The organism is Candidatus Berkiella cookevillensis (assembly GCF_001431315.2).
Taxonomy (GTDB): domain Bacteria; phylum Pseudomonadota; class Gammaproteobacteria; order Berkiellales; family Berkiellaceae; genus Berkiella_A; species Berkiella_A cookevillensis.
The window spans coordinates 325,003-340,315 of record NZ_LKHV02000001.1 but is presented as its reverse complement, the minus strand read 5'-3'; the positions used below and the strand labels follow the sequence as shown (position 1 = coordinate 340,315).

Here is a 15,313-nt window from a genome sequence, read left to right as displayed (position 1 = left end):
AAAATAATAAACCACACTCAAAATGCCTCAGTCACATGGGGCATTTTTATTTTAAATATCAAACCCTTATCTACCGCTCTTTTATACTACCCCAAGCTTTCTCAAAAATCCCTCAAATGAAACTTAATGAACACACACTCTGTCCTAACAGAAAGTATCGTCTCATAACACAGCTAAACCGTCGTGGGAGTAAGTCATGCTTGGGCCTCAACAACCTAATAAAATAGAACCCTTCCAAGTTGATTTTTTGGATAGTAAAGGAAAGGGCATTTCATCTCAAATACAAGCCAATAAAATTATTGCAGAATTTGAGCGCCGTTTAAAAGCCAATCCTAATGCTAAAGTAGCTATTACCTATTCTGCCAACAATGATCAAGCTGAAGAGATTATAAAAGGTTATACAACAGGAAAATATAGTATAAGCGGCAGTAATCAAGCGGAAGTCATTCGCATTGTGATAGAAGAAATTAAAAAACGTAACTGGCAAGACAGAGCACATATTTTACCTGTTGCCACAAGCCAGCATTCGGGTGGCTCTGGCGTCATTCGTATGGATCAAGTGGATCGCGATCTAGCCAATATCGCGCAACATTTAGGGGCTGGATGGCAAGTATTAGGCTTTAAAAATCAAGCAACAAAAGATGGAACCTATGCTGTGGGTGGCGGCGTCAGTAAAGCAATTTGGAAAGGTAAATTCAAAGAACGGTTTGACGCTCAAATGACCAAAATGACTCAAGGAGATTTTTCCGATCCTGTTTTGCAACAAGCCTATCAAAAAGGGCAGCAACAAGATGTACCTTTAATGGTGCCATCAAAATTAAAGCCAAGTACTCCGACCAAACCCATTGTGCCCCCAACAACAACACAAGCAACGAAATTAAAAACACATGAGAGTACACAGAGTGTCAGTAGTCTCATGAAAGAATTCAAAATACCTGCCAACGTAGCGCATTTCGCAAATATAGGAAGTACGGCATATACAAAAGGAAAAGTTACAGCACAATCTTGGGTGATGAGAAAGGATCCTACAGCGCTCCAGAATCCTTGGCCACTCCCCCAAGCAGGTGGTGGAAGACAGGGAGATTGGATCAAAACTACATTTGGTCATAATGAAACGGAAATTATTGAGCAATTAAAGTCTATACCACCGCCACAAACCGTTACAGCAAAAGATATTCGTTCTGCCTATGACGCTCAAAGCATGACTGACAGCCATGATTTACCTCAATTTACAATTGTGCGAGGCGTTGGTGTCAATGATTTGCATAAAACGCCCCTTGGCCAAGAAGCACTTTTACAAGTTGCAAGCCAATTTGATTTTCAAGAATCTCCTGGAGCCTATGATTTTCCTGTGACAAGTTACTTAGAAGATAAAACGCAAGGCCCACAAGCATCTATAGAGTCAGCCTCTTCAGCCTTGCATAGAAAAGCTGCCAAACAAGCTGGAACATTAAACCATGCATTAATTGATTTATTACCTAAAACATTATTAGATAAGTATCCACAATTATACAATCATGGTTATTTGAAAATTTATGCAATAACAGATCAAAACGACAAGCAATTACTCTTGGATCATATAAGTAATAATATAGAAAAAATAAAAGTTTTACCTCAATGGACAATATGTGAATCATCAGGTGCCAAACAGATGCAAGTCTTTTGTGCTGCACCGTCCTTTCAGGGAACCACACAACCGACAGAAGGAAGTGTGGAAGATAAGATCTGTAAGAAATTAGTAGTCGCTCAGTATGCCGCCTTAGCACAGCTGGCGGTGATTCGTAGTCGTGAAACAGGTCAAACTGTGCCTTTACATTTAACCCTGGTTGGACAAGGCGCATTTAACAATCATCCTACGGTAATGAAAGAAGCAATGGATGCGGTTGCTAAGATTGTTAAAGGCAATAATGTTGCAGTATACATTCATGCCTATGATCAAAACGCTGATAAGATCTTAAGTGCTCAAATGAAAGGAAGTTACACTGTTACAACAATGAGCGCTGAAACCTTTAAAACACAGCCCCATCCATCTCAAGCAACTAAAGCAAAAGTTGATCCTGAACCCACAGTTCAGTTGCAGCCTCCCCCCCAATCCCCAACCAATCCAAAAGTAGGCATACAGGTACGACGTAAAAAGATACAACCCAGTGAGACGATAACAGAGCCGAGTGTAAGTGCAACACAGCCTATTATGACTGCAACGCAATCTGTTATTAAGCCCAAAACCCCTATCTTGACTGCTTTTTCTCAAGACAAGGAAAGTCAATTTCCATTAAATTTAACAACAAAATTAACCAGTATATTTCAAGAAACAAATTGGGAAATTAATATACCCAACAAAACCACTATTATGGTTACAGATAAACAAGATACAAGCAAACAAGTACAGATCAGCAAAGAAGAAGATGCGATTCGTCTCAGTACAGCACATACAGATACCACCGCAACAGAAGCCTTGTATCAATCAACGGCGGCCATCGAACCTGCTCAAGATGAGATTTTAGAATTTAGTGTTGAAATGACGCATCATTATGATTGGCAAGTACAGCTCAAGAAAATGCATGACAGCGGCATTGATATTGAAAATATTAAATCTTTAAAAGTAGATGGCAAAGAAATCATTGAAACTGCCAAGCAGTCTATTCAAGAAATAAAGCAAGCCAGCGCGAAAGAACATCTTTTTGTATTACAAAGAAGAAATTAGGGAGCAGCGAAAGATTTAATCGACCACGTGAATACTAACGCGATCGGTTAAACGGCAAAATAACTCATATGGAATGGTGCCTGCACCTTTGGCAACATGCTCAATAGACAGATGCTCTCCCCACAATTGCACAGGATCACCAACCTTTGTATCTGGCAAATGCGTAAGATCCATCGCCAACATATCCATGGAAACACGACCGACAATATGCGTTAAATGACGATTCACTAAAATCGGTGTACCCGATTGTGCATGCCACGGGTAGCCATCCCCATAGCCAATGGAAACAATGCCAATACGCGTTGCATTACTTTGCGACTCCCATTTGCCACCGTAGCCTACTCTTTGGCCTTTTGCGATGGTTTGAATAGAGATAACCTCAGCGGTTAATTGCATTGCTGGCTTTAAATTCAAATCTGCACTGGTTTTGTCTGCAAAGGGAGAAGCACCATAGAGTATTAAACCAGGTCGTACCCAATCGTAATGCGTTTGTGGCCAAGCCAAAATACCCGCAGAGTTTGCCAAACATTTTTCACCAGGTAGATCTTTTATGGTGTCTAAAAAAATCTCTGTTTGCTGCGCAGTAAAGGGGTTTTCTCTTTCGTCGGCTTGAGGGAAATGTGTCATAAAACCAATAATATGAATAAAGGGGAGCTTTTTTAGGCGTTCATAGGCCGATAGAAAAGTTTCTTGCGAGAATCCTAAACGGTTCATGCCCGTATTCATTTTAAGCCAAACGGAAATGGGAGAAGAAAAATGCTGTGCTTCGAGTGCTTCTATTTGATCAATACAATGAATCACAGGTATAAATTGATATTGTGCAATCCATTCAAATTCAGTACTGTCAAAAAAACCTTCCATAAGTACAATTGGATTTTCAATACCGGCTTGTCTTAAAATGAGTGCTTCTTCGATATTGGCAACACCAAAAGCATCTGCTGCTTTTAATATTTTTGCAACAGACACAATACCATGCCCATATGCATTTGCTTTTACCATAGCCAATATTTTGCTATTTGGCGCTTTCTGCTTAACGACATGAAAGTTATGTATTAATGCTTGTTTAGATATTTCTGCATATACTTTACGCCCCATACGACTCTCCCATGTCGTGCGAGTAGGCTTCTACCATATAGTTTTCAAATTTGGTAAATTGCCCCAAGAAAGTGAGTCGTACCATGCCAATAGGACCGTTTCTGTGTTTGCCGATAATAATTTCTGCGGTGCCTTTATCGGGACTATCTTCGTTATAAACTTCATCTCTATAAATAAAAACAATTAAATCTGCATCCTGCTCAATTGCACCTGACTCTCTTAAGTCAGACATAACAGGTCGTTTGTTGGGTCGCTGTTCTAAAGAACGATTAAGCTGTGACAAAGCGATGACAGGCACGCTGAGTTCTTTTGCTAAGGCTTTGAGTGAGCGTGAGATTTCAGAAATTTCTGCAGTACGATTCTCACCCGCATTACTACCACGCATGAGCTGTAAATAATCGATAACAATTAAACCCAAATCAGGGTTTTCTTTGGCAACACGTCGTGCACGAGCACGTAGCTCCATCGGGGACAATGCTGCACTGTCATCTATATAAATCTTTGTTTTACTCAGCAGGCTCACAGCAGAGGTAACACGCTGCCAATCTTGCTCATTGAGATTACCTGTTCTGAGTTTATTTTGATCTAAACGCCCAAGCGAAGACAGTAAACGCATCGCGATGGCTTCATTGGGCATTTCCATACTAAAAACGAGCACTGTTTTATCACCCTTTAAGGCTGCATGCTCTGCAATATTGATACCCAATACGGTTTTACCCATAGAAGGACGGCCCGCAATAATGACAAGATCGCCGGCTTGTAAACCAGCTGTCATTTTATCAAAATCCGTAAATCCTGTTGCTACACCTGTAATAGCAGCTTTGTTGTGGGAACGCTTTTCTATGTGATCAAGTGCCGTAGCAACTACATGTCGAATACTTTGAGGCCCAGCTCCACGTGAACGACGTTGAGAAATATCAAAGACTTGCTTTTCAGCTTCATCTAAAATTTCAAGACTCGAACGGCCAAGTGTATTAAAAGAATTGTCTGCAATATTGCTTCCAACTTCTATTAACTCTCGCAAAATAGAACGTTCAGAAACGATATCCGCATAAGCAACAATATTAGCAGCGGTCGGGGTATTCTTTGCTAAATCTCCCAAATAACTTAAGCCACCAGCGGCTTCCAATTGTTCTAATTTTTGCAAAGTTTCAGAAACAGTAATGACATCTAAAGGCTGACCTTCAGATTTTAATTTGATCATGGCTTGATAAATAAGGCGGTGATCTCTGCGATAAAAATGGTCTTCAGATAGCTTATCTGCTATCCGATCCCATGCTTTATCATCCAGCATCAAACCGCCTAAAACAGCCTGTTCTGCCTCAATAGAGTGAGGCGGTACTTTCAGTTTACTGTGCTCGCTGTCTTGAGCTTGGCTCAATTTTTTTTCTTCCAGCACCGTTTAACCTCAATCATCCCTTAAACTTAAGGGGTATTAACCCATTTCTGGCAAAACATTCAACTTAACACGAGCAACCACTTCTGCATGCAGCTGAAGTTCGACTTCGTATTCACCTAATTCGCGAATAGAGCCATTAGGTAAACGAATTTCTTGACGTGTTACGTCAATGCCTTTTTCTTTAAATGCTTTTACAAGTTCAATTGTACCGATAGAACCATACAATTTACCTTCATCGCCAGCTAACATTGAAATTTTCAATTGAATATTGCTAATTTCAGCAGCTCTTTCTTGAGCATTACTTAATCTATCGCGTGCTGCTTTTTCTAAGTCTGCACGTTTAGATTCGAAGCTTGCCAAATTCTCTTTGGTTGCAGGTACTGCTTTGCCATTAGGAATGAGGAAGTTACGGCCATATCCGTTAGCAACTGTTACTTTGCTACCAAATTTCCCTAAATTTCTTATATTTTCAAGTAAAATAACTTGCATTATGAAACCCTTATCAAATTGTCGTATTAGATCATACGGAAAAATCTTTAATGTCTATCGCAATAAGGAATTAACGCTAAGAAGCGAGCATACTTAATCTCACGCGCTAGCATGTGTTGATAGATATTTTTAACGCCCGTAATACGACTAGGAACAATTTTACCTGTTTCTGTGATGTATTTTCTTAAGAATCTGAAATTTTTATAATCAATAAATTCAACAGGAATCTTTTTAGATGAAAAAGGACAATATTTTCTTTTATTACCTTGAACGCGTCTTGCTGCCATGGTTACACCCCTACTTAAATGTTAGATTCTTCACTGTTTTTATCTTTTTCGTCTTCAGGACGTAAGATAGCCGACATATCCGTAATTGCATCTTTACGCTTAATAATCAGATTACGCAAAATAGCATCGTTGTAACGAAAAGAATGCTTTAATTCATTCAAAATGTCGTTATTACATTCAATATTCATCAAAATGTAATGTGCTTTGTGAACCTTCTTAACGGGGTAAGCCAATTGTCTTCTTCCCCAATCTTCTAAGCGATGCATCGCACCAGCGGCTTTTTCAAGCATGCCACGATAACGCTCGATCATAGCAGGAACTTGTTCACTTTGATCAGGGTGAACTAATAGAACGATCTCATAATGACTCATAATAATCTCCTCACGGATTTAAATAAGCGCCCCAATTTCTTTATCAATCTTAAGGATGAATTAAAAATGACAAGGCGCAAGGAGTAGTTAACTAACAAAAACCATATTGGTAAATGAACGCCGCATTATACAAGAAAGCTTGAGAATTTGTAAGCATGCCCAAAGTCTTGCTCAAAGCCTTTGTCGAACCACTTCTGACAGGCAAATACCCGTTGCAACAGACACATTTAAGCTTTGTGTCATACCAGATAAGGGGATAGAGAAAGCTTCATCACAACTTTTTTGAGTCAGTGGCCGTATACCATTTTGCTCATTGCCCATTACAATTGCGATACTTCGCTTTAAATCGCATGTATATAAAGTCTGTGACGCATCTACAACAGCCCCTAGTACCCAAATACCTTCAGATTTTAGCAGCTCTATACATCTAGCTAAATTAGTTACCTGATACAGTGGCAACCCCATCTCTGCGCCACAAGCAACCTTTCTGACGGATGCCGTAATACTCGCAGACTTCGCTTGAGGGAAAATTAAGCCATGCACCCCAAGGGCTTCTGCTGTTCGAATACAAGCACCTAAATTGTGGGGATCTTGAATCGCATCTAAAATCAGAAAAAAGGCTTTTTCTGATTGCTTAGCCAAATCTAACTTCAAGTCTTGTTCTGTTCTCAAGGCAAAAGGCTTCACCGCTAAGACAATGCCTTGGTGCTCTCTTGCTTGGGCCAAGCTCTCTAATTTCGGTGGATTCACTATTTGAGCAGCAATCCCCATCGTTTGCGCTAAAGCAACCAACTCGCTAATACGTTGCGATGAGGTTTTACTAAAATAGATGGTTTTAATATTTTGCGGTTGATGCTCTATGAGTGCCTTTGCTGCATGAATACCATATATATAATCAGTCATTAAAAATTTTATCCCGCTTTGCTTTTTTCTTTACTTTCTTCCCTTTACCTTTTAATTTTTTAGCTTTTTTATCCTTAGGCGCAGCTTTTTTACCTTTTTTTTCAGAAAATCCTTCGCTTTTTTGTTTTGTGCTATTGTGATTTCTCTTCTTATTTTTAGCCTTTTCTTTTCTGCTTGAAACGTGCTCGTTACTTAATTCAAAATCAATTTTCTTATCTTCTAAATCAACGCGCACAACCTTAACCCTGACTGATTGTCCTAGCTGATACGATTGCCTCGTCACATCCCCCAGCATACGATGTTTGATGGGATCGTATTGGAAATATTCTCGTCCCAATTGACTGACATGCACTAAGCCTTCTATAAAAATCTCTTTTAGCTCAACAAAGATCCCAAAATGCGTCACACCTGTTATGACACCATCGTAAACTTCACCAATCTTGTCTTGCATATAGTGACATTTTAAAGCAAAAACAGCATCCCTGGTGGCCTCATCGCTTCTTCTCTCTGTTTGAGACAGATGAGTACCCATTTTAGCTAAAGTTTCAAAATCATAAGTCGTTTTTGTATTTGCTTCTAAGATATCTAAAACAATACGATGGATAACGAGATCAGGGAAACGCCGAATAGGCGAAGTAAAATGCACATAATGCGGATATGCCAAACCAAAATGCCCTACATTTTCTGGTCGATACTGTGCTTGACTCAGACTTCTTAAGATAACAGTCTCGATTAAATGCCTATCAGCTCTTTCTTTTACCTCTGACAGCAATTGTGCAATATCCGCTGGTTTAGGCTTATCCTTACCATTTAAACTTAAGCCCAACTCATGGATAAAGGCTCGCAATTGCTTCAATTTTTCCGATGGCGGAGTATCATGAACACGATATAGCCCAGGCTTTTTGTGGCGTAAAATTAACTTTGCTGCACACACATTAGTCGCAAGCATACACTCTTCAATCACCTTATGTGCAACATTACGCACAACAGGTACTATTTTTTCAATTTTACCTTTATCATCAAAAACAATTTTACTTTCAATGGTATCCAAATCCAAAGCACCACGCAGCTTACGCTGCTTGTTTAATGCTTCATAAACCTCTAACAATGCTTTTAAAGAAGGTAATTGCCGTTCATATTCTTTGATTAAAGTACTATCGCCTGCATAAATGGCAGCTACTTTGGTATAGGTTAATCGTGCCTTAGAATTAATAACCGCGCGCTTAAAGACAGAACGCGTTACTTTTCCTTCAAGATTGACACTCATTTGACAGACAACAGTGAGCCTATCTTCTAATGGCCTTAATGAACATAAATCATTCGATAAGGCTTCAGGCAACATGGGGATGACTGCCTCAGGAAAATAGGTTGAATTCCCTCTTAGTTTTGCTTCTTTATCAAGCGGCGTATTGGGTTTAACGTAATGACTTACATCTGCAATAGCAACCCACAAACGCCAACCATTTGCATGCGATTCACAATAAACCGCATCATCAAAATCTTTTGCATCTTCACCATCAATCGTTACAAAACAAAGCTTGGTGAGATCTTCACGATTACGCTTACTTTGAGGCGTAACCTGAGCAGGTAACTTTTCACAGGCTTTTAGTACGGGTTGTGGAAACACAGTTGGCAAATTAAACTTCTTAATCGCCATCTGAATTTCAATACCCGTTGTCGCAAAGTCACCTAAAATCTCTATGACTTCACCCACAGGTTCATAATGGGTATGGAAGCGCTCTTCTCTTAATATTCTAACCAATACAATATCACCTGGCTTAGCCTTAGCATTGTGCCCTTTAGGAATGGTAATATGAGCAGATACTTTACGATCTAATGACTGCACTTTAAACAATTTATGATGTTTGTAAAATCGTCCCACAACCGTTGGAACGGTTGCTTCTAGCAACTGATTGATCCTGCCAACAACTTCCTTACTGTCTGCTAATTTTCTTACTTGAACCGATATTTTATCGCCATCGTAAAAACCACGTAATCCATGTTCTTGAATAGGAATAGATTGGTTATCTTCTGTAACACAAACACCATCTCCCTCTTTGAAAAGAACCAGTTTGCCTTGTACTACAGATTGTGCTTCTACGATCACAAAACCTGCGCGTAATTTAACAACTTGTCCATCCCGGATCATTGCTTTCAGCCGTCGATTGAAAGCTTCGATTAGATCAGGATCGCTCAATTGATAATGATGAATCAGTTGTTTAGCTTTTACCGGATGCTTGAATGACTTTAAAGCCATTAAAATAAACTCACGACTGGGAACAGGCGTTTCGTATTTTTCTGATTCTCTGTCTAAAAAAGGGTCTTTGGAAGGATCTGTGTGTTTTTTCATATTAAAAGTTGTGATAATATTTGTGAAAATTAGGCCGAGGTGGTGAAATTGGTAGACACGCAAGCTTCAGATGCTTGTGGGGGTAACCCCGTGAAGGTTCGAGTCCTTTTCTCGGCACCAATTGCCTGTCCCAATCTACTGTTATACTTAAAGTACTCTTGAGACTGATTACAGTATCTTGAGCAATCAAACTCTCTAAAAATACTCTAAGATTGAGAGAGCGCATAGCGCCCTCTTTCAAATGCTTATATTTAGAGTTTACATCTGACAAATCGTTTTGTCTAACCATAAGGTATCCTCTCGATCGGGACCTGTCGATACCAATACGATTTTAACGCCTACAAGTGTTTCTAGGCGTTTGATATATTTCTGTGCATTCTCAGGCAACTGTTCCCATTCAACAATACCTTTGGTTGATTGCTGCCAACCAGGTAGTGTTTCATAAATAGGCTCGCATTGCTCTAAAGGAACGGCATGATTTGGCGGTGTCAGTCGTTTTTCACCTTTGTATTGATAGGCAACGCAAATTTTGATTTCAGGTAATCCATCTAAAACATCTAACTTTGTTAGCGCTATACCCGTAAAGCCATTTACTTTTGCACTATATTTAGCCATTACCATATCAAACCAACCACAGCGTCGAGGGCGCCCCGTTGTAGCACCAAACTCATTACCTTGCTTTTGAATAAATTGCCCTGTCTCATCTATTAATTCTGTTGGAAAGGGACCACTACCCACACGGGTTGAGTATGCTTTGGTTACTGCAATAATTTCTCCAATCGCATTAGGAGAGATACCACAACTCACGGCAACCCCACCTGCAATGGTATGAGACGATGTCACAAAAGGATAAGTACCATGATCAATATCCAACAATGTGCCCTGTGCGCCTTCAAAGAGTATCGCTGCATTTTCTTCAATGGCTTGGTGCAATAATGAAGTTGTATCTGTAATTTTTGAATGTAATCGATTACGAATTAAATCTAATTCTTGCTTAATTTCATCAAAACTGACCGCTGGCGCTTGATAGTAATTTTGTAATACAAAATTATGATAATCCAAGACTTCTTTCAGATCGGTTTCAATATCTTGGTTATACAAGACCGCCCCAAATTTAAAGCCTCTTCTTGCAATTTTATCTTCGTAAGCAGGTCCAATGCCGCGCTGGGTCGTACCAATTTTCTGTGAAGCTTTTTCTTTTTCTCTCGCTTTGTCTAAAGCCACGTGATAAGGCAATAATAAAGTCGCTTGATCAGAGATCAAAAGCTTATTCTCAACCTCAAAGCCTTTTTGCTTTAATTGATCAAGCTCTTTAACCAAGGCGCTTGGAGAAATAACCATGCCAGGCGCTAATATAGCCATCACCTGATCATGCAAAATACCAGAAGGGATTAAATGTAATACGGTCTTATCGCCCCGTATGACTAAAGTGTGTCCTGCGTTATGACCACCTTGGAAGCGCACGACATATTTTACTTTGTTGGCGATTAAATCAACGAGCTTTCCCTTTCCTTCATCACCCCATTGGCTCCCCAATACAACCATTCGTTTATTCATTTCGAGACCTTTCATACTCATTTATCAAAACTCTACATCTAATCAAAGGAGCGAATCAGAAATAATAAGAGCACTCCTGATAGCATACTTACCAAACCCATAATACGCAGCGCTTTATCTGGCTGCTCAGAAACACGTAGCATAAAGGTGCGCCATTTTACAGGACTTATAAAAGGCATCAGCCCTTCAATGACCAGTACCAATGCACAGGCTACAAATAAATCTTCCCACATCGTAACGACTCACACCTTCTCTTTCGACTAATACTCTTCAACATTCAAATTTTAGGTTTTGTTGGCTGCGCACTCGCATCCTTAAACCCCTAAAATAAATGCGGGCGCGTATTGCGCCCGTACCCAAACAAAAAACTAGTTAACCAGCTCTTTTTTCTTCAGCTCCGCTGTTAAGTGTCTGTGCTTTTGATTTAGTAGACCCTCTTCGGAAATATTTAAAGAAATCATCATCCGGTTTTAGGACAAGGATATCATTATTACCTTTAAATGTCTCTCGATAGGCTTCCAATCGTCTGTAAAACAAGTAAAATTCCGGTGCTTGCTTATAGGCTTCTGCATATATTCTGGTCGCCTTTGCATCGCCCTCACCCTGGGTTCTCAAGCCTTCTTCCTTGGCCTTAGCACGAATCACATTAGCATCTTTATAAGCTTCAGCAACAATTTCCCTTGCCTTTCGCTCACCCGCGGTTCTTCTTTCAGCTGCCAACTTACGAATGTTTGTCTCCATACGTGTAAATACTTTTTGCTGAATAGAATCAGGCAAATCAAGACGTACAACCCGCGCATCGACAACTTCCACACCCAGTGTTTTAGCCATTTCATTCGCAGCACTTTGAATGCGATCCATCAAAATATCTCTCTCTTCCCATACAAGATCATCAATTTTTCGCTTAGCAACCTCTGTTCTCAATACTTCATCAAGCTGCTCTTTGATTTTATGATCTGCATTTAAGATAGTGCCGCTAGCATTATAAAATTTCTTAAAATCTCTGATATGCCATTTTGTAAATAAGCTGACAATCAAGAACTCATTTTCTTTGGTAGGCATTCTTGTTTCGCTTAACTCGGTCGTTTGCAAACGCTTATCCAAAAACTTAATTTGATCAATAAAAGGCATCTTAATATGCAAACCAGGCTCAAATACCTTTACGTTGCCATCTTTATCTTCAAGTAATTGCCCTAATCGAGTCACAATCGCACGCTGAGTTTCATTAACGGTGTAAAGGCTCAAACCTGCAGCTAATACAAAGATAGCAATAATTGTTAATATTAATGTTTTTGTAACATTCATGAAGATGCCCCCTCTCTCACTGGACGTGATGAGTTTGAATAGGTCGGACGAGCCGATGAGGATTGCCGTGTGGCGCTTTTGGTAGTTGAATAATCAGAAACAGCAGATTGAGGCCCACTTCTTAATTGCTGTGTTGAAGAAGTCGTTGAGTCCGACAAATCTTTTCTTGATGCTTTATTGGCATCTACAATTTTATCCAGAGGGATATAAACCATATTATTGCCGCTATCTACGTCTATCAATACTTTATTACTATTTGCATAGACTTCTTGCATGGTTTCAATATAAAGCCTTTCTTGCGTAATATCAGGCGCAAGTTTGTACTCAGGCAAAACTTCAAGAAATCGTTGCGTGTTACCTTGTGCTTCTAATACCTTACTTTCGCGATAAGCCTGTGCTTCATTGATAATGGATTTAGCCTCACCTTCTGCACCATTGATCTGCTTAATTTTTTCAGCCATCGCCTCGTTGATCACTTTTTCTTGATCTTGTCTTGCGGCATTCGCATCATCGTAGGCTTCTTGCACTTGGCCTTCTGGTACCGTTGTTTTACGCAAATTAGCTCGCGTAATTTTTATACCAGCACCATAATTATTCAAAATACTCTGAATTTGATCGCGAATATATAGCGAAGTCTCGGTACGACCTTCTGTCATAATTTCATCCATCGTGACTCTACCAACACCAGAACGCAGGGCACTGCGCATTGCTAATGTCAGCGTATTTCTGGGGTCAGGTAAATTAAACAAATAATCCTCTGGATTATCAATTTTGTACTGAATGGCAATCTCTGCGGTTGCAATATTTTTATCTTTGGTAATCATGTGTGCTAAATGTGTCTCAGAATGAATCTTTTCCACATTTACAATTTTTCTACTTTCAATCAATGGTGCAATCCAATGTGGGCCTGGTCCCACGGTTTTGATGTATTGCCCAAAGCGAGTGATCACTGCTTTTTCTGGTGGATCAACAATGAAAATACCACTCACAACATAAATAGCAAAGATAACGATGCTAACAACAACCATCCCAAACATGCTCGCGCCTGGCGCCCCTTTATTTGAAGAGAAACCACCGGAATTTCCGCCTTCTCCGCCCCCAAATACTTTTCTCAACTTTTGTTGGAATTGACGTAATGTTTCATCCAAATCTGGTGGCGCTTCTGCGTTTTTCCCCCAGGGATCTTTTTTCTTACCTCTTTCATCCCTTTCTGGATCATTCCAAGACATGCCGAACCCCTTATGCTATCTTATGGTATATTTTGTAATTTAGATGACAATTCTGTGAATACCTGGCACATTTGACGCCATTTAATGCCACTTACCTTAATTTTCATGTTAAAACCACCATCTTCTTGTGGCAGTTCTTCTACTACGGCGTGATTTTGGTAAAACAAAGCCCTCATTTTACCCTCATTTGCTGCAACTTGTATCCACCCTATAACAGTTTCTTGGCTAAGCGCCTTCTGTATTGCCAGTAAAAGCTGCTCAAGGCCTTGCCCTGTTAATGCAGAAGTGGCAATTTGATGGGGCGGATAGTTATTTAGATTACCTTGATCTTCGTTTTCCCCATGAGTAAATGACTCATCTAAATCAGATTTGTTCATCACAACAATTTGTTGAAGATCATCTGCCCCAATCTCATTTAAAACCAAATTAACTTGATGTATATGCTCATCTCTTTTGTCATCATGTGCATCGACAACATGAATCAATAAAGCAGATTGCGCTACCTCTTCTAAGGTTGCTCGAAAAGCATCCACCAAACCATGTGGCAACTGACTTACAAACCCTACCGTATCGGCTAAAATGACTTTACCAATTTCAGGTAGTTCAATGGCACGCAAGGTTGGATCTAAGGTCGCAAATAATTGATTTGCAACTAACACATGTGCACCTGTTAGCGCATTAAATAAGGTAGATTTTCCAGCATTGGTATAACCAACCAACGAAATCGTCGGGATAGCCTGACGTGTTCTCGCACGACGACTTTGCTCACGGCTTACTTTTACTTTATCCAGTCTTTGCTTAATGAATTCAACGCGACGACGCAATAATCGACGATCGCTTTCTAATTGCGTTTCACCAGGTCCACGTAAACCAATGCCACCCTTTTGTCGCTCTAAATGGGTCCAGCCTCTCACTAAACGTGTCGACATATGGTTTAACTGAGCCAATTCAACCTGCAATTTACCTTCAAATGTTCGGGCACGCTGAGCAAAAATATCTAAGATTAAACCTGTTCTGGATAATACTCTGCAACGTGTTTCTCTCTCCACATTTCGCTCTTGAGCAGGAGAAAGCTCGTGATTAAAAATAATAAGCGCTGCATCAAATGCAGCTAAAGCAGATTTAATTTCTTCTAACTTACCCTTTCCAATAAAAAATTTGGGATCCGGCGCTGGACGACGCCCAAAGATTTTTGCCACAGGTTCAGCACCTGCGGCCATTGCAAGCTCGGCAAATTCTGCAGAGTCAGAAGATTCGCTAATATGAGGAAAGGTTAAATGGACCAAAACCGCCCGTTCACCACTTTTTGGGCGCTCAAACAATACATCAGCTCCTTAAACGCTCATTTTGCTTTATCAATCTTCACTATGGCTAAAGTCATCGCCGTTTTGACCGGGAGTTGGCAGCTTACTGCTTACGTTCCTTGCTGGAACCACTGTGGAGATAGCATGTTTATACACCATCTGACTAACGCTATTTTTCAAGAGAACCACAAACTGATCGAATGATTCAACCTGTCCTTGTAATTTGATGCCATTTACCAGATAGATAGAAACGGGTATTTTTTCCTTTCGAAGTGCATTCAAAAAAGGGTCTTGCAAAGATTGCCCCTTTGACATGTGGT

The 15,313-nt window shown here is 40.0% G+C and carries 14 protein-coding genes and 1 tRNA gene; 2 read left to right on the top strand and 13 right to left on the bottom strand.

What is annotated here, in order from left to right; all coding sequences use genetic code 11:
• Nucleotides 1-196 precede the first annotated feature (196 nt).
• Nucleotides 197-2,704, top strand: a complete 2,508-nt coding sequence (locus CC99x_RS01460) for a hypothetical protein (protein WP_057623475.1) — start codon at nucleotides 197-199, stop codon at nucleotides 2,702-2,704.
• Between the two features lie 15 nt (nucleotides 2,705-2,719).
• Here CC99x_RS01460 and alr read toward each other — a convergent pair whose 3' ends face one another.
• The 7 genes from alr to rnr all read right to left on the bottom strand — a co-directional run bounded on the left by alr (nucleotide 2,720) and on the right by rnr (nucleotide 9,598).
• Nucleotides 2,720-3,799: an alanine racemase gene (gene alr / locus CC99x_RS01455; RefSeq protein WP_057623473.1), complete on the bottom strand. Its 1,080-nt coding sequence runs from the start codon at nucleotides 3,797-3,799 to the stop codon at nucleotides 2,720-2,722.
• Nucleotides 3,789-5,195 carry a replicative DNA helicase gene (gene dnaB / locus CC99x_RS01450; RefSeq protein WP_305790529.1) on the bottom strand — a complete coding sequence of 469 codons (1,407 nt, stop codon included), beginning with the start codon at nucleotides 5,193-5,195 and terminating at the stop codon, nucleotides 3,789-3,791. Before dnaB ends, alr begins: the two co-directional genes overlap by 11 nt.
• Before the next feature lie 39 nt (nucleotides 5,196-5,234).
• Complete coding sequence (gene rplI / locus CC99x_RS01445; protein WP_057623471.1) at nucleotides 5,235-5,687, bottom strand: 50S ribosomal protein L9; 453 nt, start codon at nucleotides 5,685-5,687, stop codon at nucleotides 5,235-5,237.
• 47 nt (nucleotides 5,688-5,734) lie between these two features.
• The gene (gene rpsR, locus CC99x_RS01440) at nucleotides 5,735-5,974 is read right to left on the bottom strand and encodes a 30S ribosomal protein S18 (RefSeq protein ID WP_057623469.1); all 240 of its coding nucleotides are present in this window, start codon (nucleotides 5,972-5,974) and stop codon (nucleotides 5,735-5,737) included.
• A 14-nt stretch (nucleotides 5,975-5,988) separates the two neighbouring features.
• Nucleotides 5,989-6,345: a 30S ribosomal protein S6 gene (gene rpsF, locus CC99x_RS01435; protein WP_057623467.1), complete on the bottom strand. Its 357-nt coding sequence runs from the start codon at nucleotides 6,343-6,345 to the stop codon at nucleotides 5,989-5,991.
• 171 nt (nucleotides 6,346-6,516) lie between these two features.
• A complete protein-coding gene (gene rlmB / locus CC99x_RS01430) occupies nucleotides 6,517-7,248 on the bottom strand; it encodes a 23S rRNA (guanosine(2251)-2'-O)-methyltransferase RlmB (RefSeq protein ID WP_057623465.1) in 732 nt (243 codons plus the stop codon).
• Nucleotides 7,241-9,598: a ribonuclease R gene (gene rnr / locus CC99x_RS01425; protein WP_077065338.1), complete on the bottom strand. Its 2,358-nt coding sequence runs from the start codon at nucleotides 9,596-9,598 to the stop codon at nucleotides 7,241-7,243. The genes rlmB and rnr overlap by 8 nt, the downstream gene beginning before the upstream one ends.
• 33 nt (nucleotides 9,599-9,631) lie before the next feature.
• Here rnr and CC99x_RS01420 point away from each other — a divergent pair.
• Nucleotides 9,632-9,718: transfer RNA gene (locus CC99x_RS01420), tRNA-Leu, on the top strand.
• A 138-nt stretch (nucleotides 9,719-9,856) separates the two neighbouring features.
• On the opposite strand, the gene CC99x_RS01415 is transcribed toward CC99x_RS01420, so the two are convergent.
• From CC99x_RS01415 to hfq, 6 genes are all read right to left on the bottom strand, one after another.
• Nucleotides 9,857-11,155 carry an adenylosuccinate synthase gene (locus CC99x_RS01415; protein ID WP_057623463.1) on the bottom strand — a complete coding sequence of 433 codons (1,299 nt, stop codon included), beginning with the start codon at nucleotides 11,153-11,155 and terminating at the stop codon, nucleotides 9,857-9,859.
• A 38-nt stretch (nucleotides 11,156-11,193) separates the two neighbouring features.
• Nucleotides 11,194-11,388, bottom strand: coding sequence for a DUF2065 domain-containing protein (locus tag CC99x_RS01410; RefSeq protein ID WP_057623461.1), 195 nt, complete (start codon nucleotides 11,386-11,388; stop codon nucleotides 11,194-11,196).
• 139 nt (nucleotides 11,389-11,527) lie between these two features.
• Complete coding sequence (gene hflC / locus CC99x_RS01405) at nucleotides 11,528-12,460, bottom strand: protease modulator HflC (RefSeq protein WP_057623459.1); 933 nt, start codon at nucleotides 12,458-12,460, stop codon at nucleotides 11,528-11,530.
• Nucleotides 12,457-13,689 (bottom strand): FtsH protease activity modulator HflK, encoded by a 1,233-nt coding sequence (gene hflK, locus CC99x_RS01400; RefSeq protein WP_057623457.1) that lies wholly within the window; start codon nucleotides 13,687-13,689, stop codon nucleotides 12,457-12,459. The genes hflC and hflK overlap by 4 nt, the downstream gene beginning before the upstream one ends.
• Nucleotides 13,690-13,709: 20 nt before the next feature.
• On the bottom strand, nucleotides 13,710-15,011 hold the full coding sequence (gene hflX / locus CC99x_RS01395) for a ribosome rescue GTPase HflX (RefSeq protein WP_057623454.1): 1,302 nt from the start codon (nucleotides 15,009-15,011) through the stop codon (nucleotides 13,710-13,712).
• Between the two features lie 33 nt (nucleotides 15,012-15,044).
• Nucleotides 15,045-15,308: an RNA chaperone Hfq gene (hfq, locus tag CC99x_RS01390; protein ID WP_057623751.1), complete on the bottom strand. Its 264-nt coding sequence runs from the start codon at nucleotides 15,306-15,308 to the stop codon at nucleotides 15,045-15,047.
• Between the last annotated feature and the right edge of the window lie 5 nt (nucleotides 15,309-15,313).